Source organism: Halomonas sp. McH1-25 (assembly GCF_022348165.1).
Classification (GTDB): Bacteria; Pseudomonadota; Gammaproteobacteria; order Pseudomonadales; family Halomonadaceae; genus Modicisalibacter.
Map to the genome: position 1 here is coordinate 960167 of NZ_JAKRFI010000001.1, position 13228 is coordinate 973394.

Genomic DNA, 13228 nt, shown 5'->3' on the forward strand with positions numbered 1-13228 from the left:
TTTGCGCCAGCCCCGCTACCCCAGGGCGAGCCACACGCCGACGCCGATCATCAATGTTCCCGCGATGCGGTTGAGCAGACGCACACCGCCACCCTTGGCCAGCATGCGGCTCGCGGTGCGCCCTCCCCCGGCATACAGCAGCAGGCAGGAGAACTCGAGCATCAGGATTATCGCGACCAGGATCGCCAACTGCGAGGCCAGTGGCAAAGAGGCATCGAGAAACGGCGGCAACAGCGCAATGAAGAAGGCCCAGCCCTTGGGGTTGGCCACCGCCGTGACGAATCCCTGGGTCAACAAATGGGTGCGCGATACCGAGGCGCTTTCACGCGGCTCCGTAGGGATCGCCATACGCCCGCGCGAGCGCCACATCATGATGCCCAGATAGGCCAGATAGGCTCCACCCAGCCACTTGAACGCCAGGAAGAGCTCGGGCTGACGCAACATCAATGCCGCCACACCGGCCCCGGCGGAGACCGCCACCAGTCCGACGCCGACGAGCTCGCCGGCCATCATCCAGAGTGCCCGACGCACCCCGACGGTCATCCCCAGCACCATCGACAGCGTCATGCACATGCCCGGGGTCAGCGAGACCAAAAAGAACGTGGGAATGAAGACGGACAGCAGCGACAAATTGATCACACCGATTCTCCCCAGCGGGGCATGAGTTGATGGTCGACGCCCAACTGGTTGAGGATCCGCGCGACGATAAAATCGACCATTGCGGCGACACTGTCGGGACGGTGATAGAAGCCCGGCGCTGCCGGCAGAATGACTGCACCCAGCTGGCTCAGCTTGAGCATATGCTCCAGATGTATGGCCGAGAATGGCGTTTCGCGCGGCACCAGGATCAGCTGGCGACGCTCCTTGAGCGCCACGTCCGCGGCCCGCTCGATGAGATTGTTGCTGGCCCCGGTGGCCACGGCCGACAGCGTACCTGTCGAACACGGGCAGATGACCATCGAGGCCGGTGCACCGGAGCCCGACGCCACGGGCGCCATCCAGTCCTCGCGACCGAAGCAACGGATCTGTCCTGGCGCCGCTGCACAACGCTCGGCCAACGCATCGGCGAGCTTCGCCGGCTGCGCCGGCAGCTTCTCGTCGGTCTCGGTGGCAATGACCATGTGCGCCGCCTTCGACACCATCACCCAGACCTCATGGTTGGCGGCCACCAGGCATTCGATAAGGCGCAAACCGTACTGCGCTCCCGACGCGCCGGTGAGAGCGACGGTAACCGGCGCGGCGAAACCGACTGCATCTTCAGCCATGCCGGCGCTCCAGCGCAGCCAGCAGCTTGGCGTGAATACCGCCGAAGCCGCCGTTGGACATGACGACGATGCGGTCGTTACGACGTGCCTGCTTCACTACGGCCTCGACCAGCGCATCGATGTCTTCGACACGGCTGGCAGGCACCGGACTTGCTTCCAGAATGGCGTCCAACGACCAGTCGAGCCCCGGTGGCTGATACCACCACACCGTGTCGGCATCCGCCACACAGCCGGCCAGGCGCTCCTTCAAGGTACCCAGACGCATGGTATTGGAGCGTGGCTCGATGACCGCCAGGAGCCTACCCGACGGCGTGGCGGCACGCAGCCCGTGCAGGGTGGTGGCAATCGCCGTGGGGTGGTGGGCGAAGTCGTCGATCACCTGGATACCGGCCACCTCGCCACGGATCTCCTGACGCCGCCGCGGTGTTTCGAAGCGTGCCAGCGCTGCACATCCCCTGGCCAGGTCGACGCCACAGGTTGCCGCGGCGACCAGTGCCGCCAATGCATTGCGTGCATTGTGTTCACCGGTCAAGGCCCAGTCGACTACGGCGTCTTCAGCGCCTCGAATGACCCGGAAACGACTGGCGTCGTCACGCTCCAGAACGAAACGCCAGTCGCTGCCCTCACCAGGGCCAAAACGCGTCACCGGCGACCAGCACCCCATCTCCAGCACGCGCTCGAGTGCCGGCTCGTCATCGGCCACCAGCACACGCCCCTGGCTAGGTATCGTGCGCATCAAGTGATGAAACTGACGTTCGATTGCCGCCAGGTCAGCAAAGATATCGGCGTGATCGAACTCGAGATTGTTGAGTACTGCCACGTCGGGGCGGTAGTGAACGAACTTGGAACGCTTGTCGAAAAAGGCCGTGTCGTATTCGTCGGCCTCGATCACGAATGGCGCCTGCGCATTGCCCAGCCGAGCGGAGACTCCGAAATTGCGCGGTACGCCGCCGATCAAAAAGCCCGGCGCCAGCCCCGCCGACTCCAGCAACCAAGCCAGCAGGCTGGCCGTCGTGGTCTTGCCATGTGTCCCGGCCACTGCCAGCACCTGCCGTCCGGGCAGGACGTGTTCGGCCAGCCATTGCGGCCCCGAGACATATGCCAGCTTGGCATCGAGCACTGCCTCGACTTCGGGATTGCCACGTGACAGGGCATTGCCGATGACCACCAGATCGGGACGCGGCTCGAGATTGGCCGCCCGGTAGCCATCGCAAAGAACGATGCCCGCCTCTTCGAGTTGCGTGCTCATCGGCGGGTAGACATTGGCATCGGAGCCGCTGACGCGGTGGCCCAGGTCTCGGGCCAGCAGCGCCAAACTGCCCATGAAAGTGCCACAGATACCAAGGATATGGACGTGCATGAGGCCTCTCGTCATGTGGATCCTAGCGTCATCGTGCGTTGCGCCAGGCTCAGAAGGCAACGACAATGCCTCGGCCCGAACGACACATTGACAAACGCGTGAGACTAGCATGGCCGGGCTCACAGCCACCAGCGGCCAGCGCTGTCGCGCCTGCTGCTGCCGTGCAGCACGCATCGCTTTCGGCTATGATAGGCCCCATAGACAAGCTCAGATCTCTTTATTTTCAAAGTAAAAAATACAGGAGCAAAGGAAGCCCCCATGGCAAAGTACAATGCCTTCTATGCCCAGTCCGGCGGCGTCACGGCGGTCATCAATGCCAGTGCCTGCGGCGTAATCGAAGCCTGTCGCCGAGAGTCGGATCGCATCGGCAAGGTGTATGCCGGCCGTAGCGGCATCATCGGCGCCCTGACCGAAGACCTGATCGACGTTTCCCAGGAATCCGACGACGCCATTGCCGCTCTGCGCCATACTCCGGGGGGCGCCTTTGGCTCCTGCCGCTACAAGCTGAAGGATATCGAGACCCATCGTGCTCAGTACGAGCGTCTGATCGAGGTCTTCAAGGCCCACGATATCCGTTATTTCTTCTACAACGGTGGCGGCGACAGCGCCGATACCTGCCTCAAGGTCTCCCAACTATCCGAAAAGATGGGTTACCCGCTGACCGCCATCCATGTGCCCAAGACCGTCGACAACGACCTGCCGGTTACCGACAACTCGCCGGGCTTCGGCAGCGTGGCCAAGTACATCGCCACCTCAACCCGTGAAGCCGCCCTCGACATCGCCTCCATGTGCGCCACCTCGACCAAGGTCTTCGTGCTCGAGGTTATGGGTCGTCATGCCGGCTGGATCGCGGCTGCCGGCGCCCTGGCCGGCAACGGCGAGGGCGAGCCGCCACACATGGTCATTTTCCCCGAGATCGCCTTCGATCGCGCCGCGGTCATGGCCCGAGTCGAGGAGTCCGTCAAGAAATACGGATATTGTGTGATCGTGGTATCCGAGGGCGCCCGCTACGAGGACGGCACCTTCCTGGCCGACGCCGGCAACACCGATGCCTTCGGTCATCGCCAACTGGGCGGCGTCGCCCCGACCCTCGCCGGCATGATCAAGCAGGATCTGGGTTACAAATACCATTGGGCCGTGGCCGACTACCTGCAACGTGCCGCACGCCACCTGGCCTCGAAGACCGATGTCGAGCAGTCCTACGCGGTCGGCAAGAAAGCCGTGGAACTGGCCCTCGACGGCAAGAACGCGATGATGCCGGCTATCAAGCGGGTCAGCGACAGCCCGTACGAGTGGGCCGTCGAGGCGGCGCCGCTGGCGGAAGTCGCCAATAAGGAAAAGTTCATGCCGCGCGATTTCATTCGCGAGGATGGCTTCGGCATCACCGAGGTCTGCCGTCGCTACCTGACGCCACTGATTCAGGGCGAGGATTTCCCGCCGTTCGAGAACGGCCTGCCCAAGGTCGCCAAGCTTAAGCTGGCTCGGGTCGAGCGCAAGCTACCCAATTTCGAGCTCTAAGACGCCAAGGCGGCCTTTCTGTGTTCGCCCCGGCACATCGTCGGGGCGAACGCATTCTGATGCTACTTCAGCAACCAGGACAGCAACAGCAGCAGCAACAGGATGCCGGCAATCCCCTGCCAAAGGATGGCCGGTTCGCGCCGTGAATGTGTCCCCTCTCCTTGCGGCGACTTACGCGGCTCGCGCAGGGCGTAGGCGAATTCGGCAAGGCGACGGAAGCGCAGTGCCCGTTGAGGATCCAACGCACGTCGCAGCGCATCGTCGAGATCGCTGGATACCTCGGGGTTACGGATACGCGCACTGCAGTAGTCGAGCTGCTCCAGGTCGGTGTGGCTGCGCAACTGACTCGGCGCCCGTTCATAGGGCAGGCTATCGGTCAGCAGCCAATAGATCGTCGATGCCAAGGCATACTGGTCGCTACGGCGTCCCACATCGGTATCCAAGGCATACTCCGGCGCGCTGTGTTCATTGAGCCCTACCTGGCGCGCCAGTTCTCTGGCCTTTTTGTGGCCGTCCACCTCGCGCAGGTGGCAGGCGCTGAAATCGGTCAGCACCACTTGGCCATGCGCATCGATAAGCACGTTATCGGGGTGAATCTGCTGGTGCAGCACATCGCGTCGATGCAACGCCTGCACCGCCTTGGTCAATTGACGTGCAATATCCAAGCGTTGAGCCAGGCTAGCCTGGGGGTGCCGGCGCACCCACTCCGTCAGCGTCGTGCCGTCGACGTACGCCATCAGGTAATAAAGATGCTGACGTGGCCGCGCGAGCTCTACGACCTTGGCCACGAATGCCGAATTGACCCGCTCGACGATCCACTGCTGCAGCAGAAAATGCTCCAGGTAGGCATTGCGGCTCGACAGCTCGGGACTGGGCGCTTTGAGGACCATCTCCCGTTCGCTGCGCAAGTCGCGCATGCGATAGACGCGCGCCTGGGCGGTTTTCGACAACACCGCCTGGACTTCCAACCCATCGAGGCGATCGCCGACGTTGAGTTCGGGAGGCACCGGCAAATTGCCATAATGCCGTAAGGGACGGTCGGGTTCCTCCTCGGGCAGGCGATCGATACGCACCAACTGAAAGCAGAATTGATCGGCGCCATAGCCACGCTCGGCGGCACGGGCCTGGGCCGATTCGGCAAGGCGCTCGCAAGCGGCATCCAGATCGCTGACGTCGGAGCGGATCAGTTGCACATAGTCCGACGGCATCAACGTGCCGCGTACGGCGCGCGTGGTGAACAGAAACAGGTCGCCCTGCTTGAGCGGCATGCGCACGTAATCGATATCGAGGTTACCGTCCAACCCAAGCGCCCGGGATGGGTAGCGGTAGCCACCCAAGTCGGTCACGTGATCGCGGGTCAACTGCTCGAACTCGGCACCCCGCAGACGAAACACCAGCGTGTCGCCCATATGGAAAAGGTGCGCTTCCCGGTCGCGCAGCACCATGGCCGACATCGAACTGACGTAACTGCCGCCCTTGATGTAGCCGCTTTGGCTGTAGCTCCAGCTGTTGAGGGCCCGCAGCACACGGGTTGCGGACGTCTTGATATCCCAATGCTCGGGCGTCGAATAGTAGTCGGCGAGAAAGCCACGCACACTGAGGTCGCCGGCCTGCTTGGCGATGGCGTTGCGCCAGGTAGAATCGCTGATCAGGGCGCAAACTCCCTTGCTACGCAGGGTATTGCCTTCGGCAACCTGAACCGACATGGAACTACGATGCCGGCGGCGCTCCGGGGCCACGAAGGCCTGGCCGTAGCTCAAGGACAAGGCTTGCTCCGCCAAGATGATTCCCCTCGAATTGCACATTAGCCCGTCATGATACCCTTGACACCAGCTACAGCCTATCGCCCATTGGCTAACATGCCGGTGCGTGCCTACGATTGGTAATCGTCAAGGGCAGTTCGTATAATTCGGCGAATTTTCGCTTTCATGGCCAACCGCAAGGACTCGACAATGAGCTTCAACCAGATCCCCGCAGGCAAGGACCTCCCCCACGATGTTTACGTGGCGATCGAGATCCCTGCCAATCATGCGCCGATCAAGTATGAGATCGACAAGGACATGGACGCCCTGCTAGTGGATCGCTTCATGGCCACGCCCATGTTCTACCCGGCCAATTACGGTTTCATTCCCAACACCCTGGCCGATGATGGCGACCCCCTCGACGCCCTGGTGGTCACGCCGTATCCGGTTCAGCCCGGTAGCGTCATCCGTGCACGCCCGGTGGGCATCCTCAACATGACCGACGAAGCCGGCGAAGACGCCAAGCTGGTCTGCGTGCCTCACCAGAAGCTGACCGCACTGTACGATGAGGTCAACGAAGTCACCGATCTGCCGGAGCTGCTGCGCCAGCAGATCGCGCACTTCTTCGAAAACTACAAGGATCTCGAGAAGGGCAAGTGGGTCAAAGTCGAATCCTGGGATGGCGCCGACGCGGCACGCAAGGCCATCGAGAAGGCTGCGGCTGCCTATCAGGATCAGTAATCTCGCAGCCCCAAGACGCACTTCACGACAAGGGCCGCCCTCTAGAGGGCGGCCCTTGTCGATTATTCCCTGCAGAATGTGGAATGGTTACTGCTGAGGGGCCGAAGCGGGCGCTTGCAACGCGTCGCCGGCAGGCTGGCTCGCTGGGTCGGCATTACCGCTCCCCGCCTGCGTGGAAGCACTGTCCTCGGCTTGGGAATCCGCCTCGTCCTGCTGGCCATCGTCCCGTGGCATTTGCTCTCCATTGCCGGCATCGTTCGGGCTATTGTCCGTCGAATCGTCATTTTCCGGCGATGACGGAGGCTCGCTGGCTGGCGGCGTGCTGATTACGGTGTTTTCAATGCCATCAGCCAAGCGCCGGGCCTGATCGCTGATACCCGCCGTGTAGTTGGCCAGAGTCAGTGAGTGGTTGGCGAAAATGCCGAATCCCGAACCGTTCAATACCACCGGGCTCCATAGCGGACGCAGCGCCATTTCCAGCTCGGCGATCATGCGCTCCAGCCCAGCCAACGCGCCCGCTTGCTCAAAGAGCGGCGCATAGTCCCGACGCAGGCCACGCAGGTAATGCATCAGTGCCCAGGCTTCGCCACGCGCCTCATAGAAAACGTTGTCGATATGGTACCAGGGGGTGGCCTCCGGCAGCTCTGACTCATCGACGCCCAGCTCGCGCAGCGCCTCGGGATCATCGATGCTAGCCGACAAACGACGTGTCAATGCATCGAAACGCTCGGCCTCACTGCGCAGCCATTGTGCCAAGGCGTCGCCACGATTCGTCAGGCCATTGCCGGCACTCAGACTAGCAGTGAAAGCGTGCAGCAGCTCGACCGCCTGTGCATAACGCTTCTCCGCCGAGGGATAAATCCAATCCTCGCTATCGGTGTCCAGCGCCGCTTCGGCATCGGCCAATGAGGCGCCATCGCCATTGCTCATGGCGGCCAGCGCCGGGACCGTCAGGCGCGCCTGACGCAGCACGCCCAACTCCCAGCTTGGCATGTTGTCGAGCCACAGTCCCGGTGGCGCCACATCGTTGCGCAGCAGCCCGCCCGGCTTGTCGAGCAGGGTGTCGACCGAGGCGGTCACGGCCGAGGAAAAGGCCACGCCCTGAGGCAATGGCGCCTGTGCTCCATCGCCTTGCCATTCGACAACCGCCTGTTCGATATCGAAGCTATCCGGCCGCAGGCTCCACCAGATGCCCAGGCCGATACACACGACCAGATAGATCACCAGCAGGACCAGCAAGGGCTTCCATATCCAGCCATATTCCGGGCGTTCCAACACTTCGGTGCGACGTTTGCGGTTGCGAAACATTGCCATATGCGCGACGTCCTTGGGCGTGATGGTTGAAAATTGGTTCCTTGAGAAGGGTATCCTATCATGCACGTTTCGATACGCTCGCACCGCATTAGGCCTGTCTGAGGAACTCGTCAGCAAGTCGGCGGTCGCATCCAGCGCACAGTCCAGCTCAAGGAAACCGGAGTCGATGGTACGTCTGCCCGCCCTGCTCGTCTCGCTACTTCTTCTGTTGTTCTCGGCCACGGCGCAGGCCGGCTGGTTCGACGAGCGCACCGGGGACCAGGACTTCCTGCCCGTCGGCGAAGCATTCCAGGCCACTGCCTGGCGTGAGGACGAGCGCTTGCACATCGGCTTCACCAACGCCGAGGACTATTATCTCTATCGCCATCGCTTCAGTGTCGAGAGCCTGGAGCCCGGCGTCGAGCTGGGCGAAACGCAACTGCCACCGGGTCAGTTCAAGAGCGATGAGTTCCTGGGCGATGTCTATGTCTTCTATGATCAGGTAGTCCTGACGGTTCCCTACACGGGGCAGCCCGAGGACGGCCTCGATGTTGCCGTCACCTTTCAAGGCTGCGCCGATGCCGGTCTATGCTACCCTCCCGAACGCATCGAGATGAGCGCCTTTCCCGGCTCACCGCCGGCTGCTTTCCAGAACACCGACACGACCGATACGACAGTGACGCTCCAGGCTGGCGGCACATCGAATGCCGTCGGCCTTGGCTCGGCGGCAGCGCCTCTCAGCGAGGACGCACATTACCGCAATCTGCTCACCGATCTTGCCCCTGCCACCGTTCTCGGCCTGTTCTTTCTGGCAGGCTTGGGATTGACCTTCACGCCCTGTGTCTTGCCGATGATTCCCATTCTATCGTCGATCATCGTCGGCCAGCAGGCAGGACGCCGCCGCGCCCTGGCATTATCGACCAGCTACGTGGCGGGCATGACCGTCACCTATGCGCTGGCTGGCGTGCTGATGGGCTTGTTCGGGGCCGGCCTGAACCTTCAGGCACAGCTGCAGTCGCCTTGGGTTCTGGTCCCGTTTGCCGCCCTGTTCGTGCTCTTCGCCCTGGCCATGTTCGGTGTCTTCGACCTGCGGATGGCACCAGCGTTGACCAATCGTATCGATGCTTGGCAGGCTCGGCTGCAACGTAGCGGGGCGCCTGGTCTGGTTCTCGCCGGGGCGCTGTCGGTCATCGTCGTCTCTCCCTGCGTATCGGCGCCGCTGGCGGGCGCGCTGGTGTTCATTTCGACGACAGGCGATGCCCTGATGGGCGGTGCTGCGTTATTCGCTCTCGCGCTGGGCATGGGAGTGCCGTTGCTACTGGTGGGCACGTTCGGCGCATCGTTATTGCCTCGCTCTGGCGCTTGGCTCAATGGCATCAAGGCCGCCTTCGGCGTGCTGCTGCTGGCCATCGCCGTGTGGCTCGTCGAACGTCTGCTGCCGGGCCCGGTCAGCCTTGTCTTGTGGGGTAGCCTGGCCATCGGTACGTCCCTGGCCTTGGGGGCGCTGACCGTCAACCAACGCCAGGGCTGGCCACGAGTGAGACAGGCCGCCGGTATCGTCCTGCTATCCTGGGGCGTGGCCTTGGTACTGGGCGCCGCCCAGGGAGGCAAGGATCCGTTGCGCCCCCTGGCCAGTCTCGCCAGTACCGGCAATGTCGAGCAGAGGCCTGCGTTTGCCCGGGTGACGACCCTCTCGCAGCTCGAAAGCGAACTGGACACCGCCGCCCGACAAGGCAAGCCGGCCTTCGTCGACGTTACGGCCGAGTGGTGCATCTCCTGCAAGATCATGGAGCGTGACGTTTTTCCTGCCCCGGCCGTAGCCAGGCAACTGGCCGGTTTTCACCTGATTCGCGCCGACGTCACCGATACCGGCGCCGACAGTCGCGCCCTGCTCGACCGGTTCGGCCTGTTCGGCCCCCCCAGTCTGCTGTTCTTCTCGGCTAGCGAAGAGCTTTTCCAGGCTCGCATTCAGGGTGAAGTCGACGCCCCCACCTTGGCCACGCATCTTGAACGCATACGCAGCCAACTCGCACGAACCGGCCGAGACGTCTAGGCTCAATTCGAACAATGTTCGTTTATTCCGGCAGCGGCTAAATGATGCAACTGGACAATATGTCTATTTTTCGTCACACTCCGCCTCCATTAGCTTTTAAGGCGCCCAACGGCGGTATCGTGCCGCTTTCTGCCGGGATCTAATCAGAGTTTGAACAGGTTAACAGCGCCCTACTAGACCTCTATGGCTGGCATATACGCATCGTCAACGCTTCCCAATCTGCACTGGCCCGGCACCTCGCATCGCGTGGTGCGCAGCTCGGTGCTGTCCTCCGTTTCAGTGAGTCCGGCAGCGATTTCGACGGCTCCAGCCATGGCAATGAAGAATCTTGTGTCGAGAGACGCCCTGTGCCCCCGGCCTCTCTCGATAGCAAACGCATTACGCCACACTCACACTCAAGAGACATCGACATGGATATCCGCAAGGTCAAGAAACTGATCGAGCTTCTGGAAGAGTCCAACATCAGCGAGATCGAGATTCAGGAAGGCGAGGAATCGGTACGCATCAGCCGTCATCCCAACGGGGGACAAGGCCAACCGATGCCCATGCACCAAGCCTGGGGCATGCCCAGCGCGCCGCACATGCCGCATCAGCCGGCGCCTGGCGCAGCGGCTGCCGAGCCAAGTGAGGCCCAGGCGCCGGCCCAGCCGAGCGGACATGCGGTGACCTCGCCGATGGTCGGCACCTTCTATCGCGCCCCGGCGCCGGGCGCCAAGCCGTTCATCGAAGTCGGCCAGAGCGTCAAGAAAGGCGAGACGGTGTGCATCGTCGAAGCCATGAAAATGATGAACCAGATCGAGGCCGATCAGGACGGCGTAGTCGAAGCCATCCTTGTCGAGGACGGTGAACCGGTCGAGTTCGACCAGCCGATGCTGATCATTTCCTGAACGAATGGGTAACGCCATGTTGGATAAGGTACTTATCGCCAACCGCGGCGAGATCGCACTGCGCATCCTGCGAGCCTGCAAGGAACTGGGCATTCGCACCGTCGCCGTGCACTCCAAGGCCGATCGTGAGCTGATGCATGTGCGCTTGGCCGATGAAGCGGTCTGCATCGGCCCGGCTCCCTCAGCCCAGTCCTACCTCAACATTCCTGCGCTGATCAGTGCCGCCGAAGTGACCGATGCCAGCGCCATCCACCCGGGCTATGGCTTTCTTTCCGAAAATGCCAACTTCGCCGAGCAGGTCGAGCGCTCGGGGTTCGTGTTCATCGGTCCACGCGCCGAGACCATCCGCCTGATGGGCGACAAGGTCAGCGCCATCGAGGCCATGAAGCAAGCCGGAGTACCCACTGTACCTGGCTCCGACGGTCCCCTGCCCGAGGATAACGACGAGGCGGTGCTGGCCACGGCCCAGCGCATCGGTTACCCGGTCATCATCAAGGCGGCAGCCGGCGGCGGCGGACGCGGCATGCGGGTAGTCCACAGCGAGGCCCACCTGCTCTCGTCGATCAGCGTGACCCGCACCGAGGCCAGCGCCGCCTTTGGCGACGGCACGGTGTACATGGAGAAGTTCCTGGAAAAGCCGCGCCACGTCGAGGTCCAGGTCCTGGCCGATGGCCAGGGCAACGCCATCCACCTCTACGATCGCGACTGTTCGCTGCAGCGCCGTCACCAGAAGGTGCTGGAAGAAGCCCCGGCGCCGCATATCGATCCCGAAGCCCGCGCCAAGGTCCTCAAGGCCTGTACCGATGCCTGCCTCGAGATTAACTATCGCGGAGCGGGTACCTTCGAGTTCCTCTACGAGGACGGTCAGTTCTTCTTCATCGAGATGAACACCCGAGTCCAGGTCGAGCATCCCGTCACCGAGATGGTGACCGGCGTGGACATCGTCAAGGAACAGCTGCGTATCGCCTCGGGCATGCCGCTGTCGATTCGGCAAGAGGATGTCGAGCTCAACGGCCATGCCTTCGAGTGTCGCATCAACGCCGAGGATGCGCGCACTTTCATGCCCTCCCCCGGCAAGGTGACGCTGTTCCATGCCCCCGGCGGGCTGGGCGTACGCATGGATTCGCACCTGTACACGGGTTACACGGTACCGCCCCACTACGATTCATTGATCGGCAAGCTGATTACTTGGGGAGAAAGCCGCGACGTGGCCTTGAACCGCATGCGCAACGCCCTCGACGAACTGCTGGTGGAAGGCATCAAGTCGAACATCGATTTGCAGAAGGATCTGGTGCGCGACAGCCGTTTCCAGGAAGGTGGCGTGAACATCCATTACCTTGAGAAGAAACTCGGCGGCTGATCCTGCCGAGGGATGACAGAGCCACTGCCGAAAGGGGCGTTATCGCCCCTTTTTCATTCAGTAAGCGTGCTGGAGATCCCCATGCCTTGGTTGCAGCTAAAAGCCCACATTGCGCCCGAGCAGGCCGACACGCTGGAAGAGCTTCTCTCGGCGGAGGGCGCCTCGGCGATTACCTTGCAGGACGCCCAAGACGATCCGGTTTTCGAGCCCGAGCGGGGCACTACCCCCCTGTGGCATGAAACCGTGCTGACCGGGCTCTATGACGATCTGGAAGACATCGAGGCCATGCTCGATCGGGTGCGTCAGGCCTGGGCCATGGAAATGCCCGACGAGCCCTGCCCCGAGATCGACTACGAACTGCTCGCCGACCGGGACTGGGAACGCGAATGGATGGACGGATTCTCTCCCTTGCGGATGGGCAAGCGCCTGTGGATCGTTCCCAGCTGGCATGAGGCGCCGGATCCGAATGGCGTGAATCTGCTGCTCGACCCGGGCCTGGCCTTCGGGACCGGCACGCATCCCACCACGGCACTGTGCCTGGAGTGGCTCGACGCCCTGGCCGACGAGGGGCAGCTCGACGGGCAGACGATCCTCGACTTCGGCTGCGGCTCGGGCATTCTCGCCATCGCCGCACTCAAGCTCGGCGCCGTCCGTGCAGTGGGTACCGACATCGATCCGCAGGCATTGACCGCTAGCCGCGACAATGCCACACGCAACGGCATCGTCGATGAGGCACTTGCCCTGTGTCTGCCCGACCAGCTCGACGCCGGCCAGTATGCCATCGTTGTCGCCAATATCCTGGCCGGACCATTGGTCGAGCTTGCATCGACGATCGCCGGCCAGGTCGCCCCGGGCGGACGCCTGGCCCTGTCGGGCATTCTCGCCAATCAGGCCGACAGCGTGCTCGAGGCCTACCTCGCCCACGGATTTTATATGGACGAGCCGGTCGAACGCGACGGCTGGGTACGCCTCACGGGCTTTCGCCCCGCCCGCTAACGGCAGCGTTGAT

The 13228-nt window shown here is 62.6% G+C and carries 11 protein-coding genes; 6 read left to right on the plus strand and 5 right to left on the minus strand.

The annotated features are described in order from the left end of the window. Window positions 1–15: 15 nt before the first annotated feature. The 3 genes from MHM84_RS04895 to mpl are packed head-to-tail and all read right to left on the minus strand — an operon-like array spanning window position 16 to window position 2625. Entirely contained in the window at window positions 16–639 is a 624-nt protein-coding gene (locus tag MHM84_RS04895; RefSeq protein ID WP_239263091.1) for a LysE family translocator, read from the minus strand. Next, a complete protein-coding gene (locus MHM84_RS04900; RefSeq protein WP_239263093.1) occupies window positions 636–1265 on the minus strand; it encodes a flavin prenyltransferase UbiX in 630 nt (209 codons plus the stop codon). Before MHM84_RS04900 ends, MHM84_RS04895 begins: the two co-directional genes overlap by 4 nt. Further along, complete coding sequence (mpl, locus tag MHM84_RS04905) at window positions 1258–2625, minus strand: UDP-N-acetylmuramate:L-alanyl-gamma-D-glutamyl-meso-diaminopimelate ligase (protein WP_239263096.1); 1368 nt, start codon at window positions 2623–2625, stop codon at window positions 1258–1260. Before mpl ends, MHM84_RS04900 begins: the two co-directional genes overlap by 8 nt. 258 nt (window positions 2626–2883) lie before the next feature. Here mpl and MHM84_RS04910 point away from each other — a divergent pair, with 258 nt between their 5' ends. Continuing rightward, on the plus strand, window positions 2884–4143 hold the full coding sequence (locus MHM84_RS04910) for a 6-phosphofructokinase (RefSeq protein ID WP_239263098.1): 1260 nt from the start codon (window positions 2884–2886) through the stop codon (window positions 4141–4143). A gap of 62 nt (window positions 4144–4205) precedes the next feature. On the opposite strand, the gene MHM84_RS04915 is transcribed toward MHM84_RS04910, so the two are convergent. Next, window positions 4206–5924 (minus strand): bifunctional protein-serine/threonine kinase/phosphatase, encoded by a 1719-nt coding sequence (locus tag MHM84_RS04915; RefSeq protein ID WP_239263100.1) that lies wholly within the window; start codon window positions 5922–5924, stop codon window positions 4206–4208. A 171-nt stretch (window positions 5925–6095) separates the two neighbouring features. Here MHM84_RS04915 and ppa point away from each other — a divergent pair, with 171 nt between their 5' ends. Continuing rightward, window positions 6096–6626, plus strand: coding sequence for an inorganic diphosphatase (ppa, locus tag MHM84_RS04920; protein ID WP_239263102.1), 531 nt, complete (start codon window positions 6096–6098; stop codon window positions 6624–6626). An 87-nt stretch (window positions 6627–6713) separates the two neighbouring features. Here ppa and MHM84_RS04925 read toward each other — a convergent pair whose 3' ends face one another. Beyond that, window positions 6714–7940 (minus strand): DUF2333 family protein, encoded by a 1227-nt coding sequence (locus tag MHM84_RS04925; RefSeq protein ID WP_239263104.1) that lies wholly within the window; start codon window positions 7938–7940, stop codon window positions 6714–6716. A gap of 166 nt (window positions 7941–8106) precedes the next feature. Here MHM84_RS04925 and dsbD point away from each other — a divergent pair, with 166 nt between their 5' ends. From dsbD to prmA, 4 genes are all read left to right on the plus strand, one after another. Continuing rightward, window positions 8107–9972 carry a protein-disulfide reductase DsbD gene (gene dsbD / locus MHM84_RS04930; protein ID WP_239263106.1) on the plus strand — a complete coding sequence of 622 codons (1866 nt, stop codon included), beginning with the start codon at window positions 8107–8109 and terminating at the stop codon, window positions 9970–9972. Between the two features lie 410 nt (window positions 9973–10382). Beyond that, window positions 10383–10859 carry an acetyl-CoA carboxylase biotin carboxyl carrier protein gene (accB, locus tag MHM84_RS04935; RefSeq protein ID WP_239263108.1) on the plus strand — a complete coding sequence of 159 codons (477 nt, stop codon included), beginning with the start codon at window positions 10383–10385 and terminating at the stop codon, window positions 10857–10859. Window positions 10860–10875: 16 nt separating this feature from the next. Continuing rightward, a complete protein-coding gene (accC, locus tag MHM84_RS04940; RefSeq protein WP_239263110.1) occupies window positions 10876–12219 on the plus strand; it encodes an acetyl-CoA carboxylase biotin carboxylase subunit in 1344 nt (447 codons plus the stop codon). 81 nt (window positions 12220–12300) lie between these two features. Further along, a complete protein-coding gene (prmA, locus tag MHM84_RS04945; protein ID WP_239263114.1) occupies window positions 12301–13215 on the plus strand; it encodes a 50S ribosomal protein L11 methyltransferase in 915 nt (304 codons plus the stop codon). The last annotated feature ends 13 nt before the right edge of the window (window positions 13216–13228 follow it).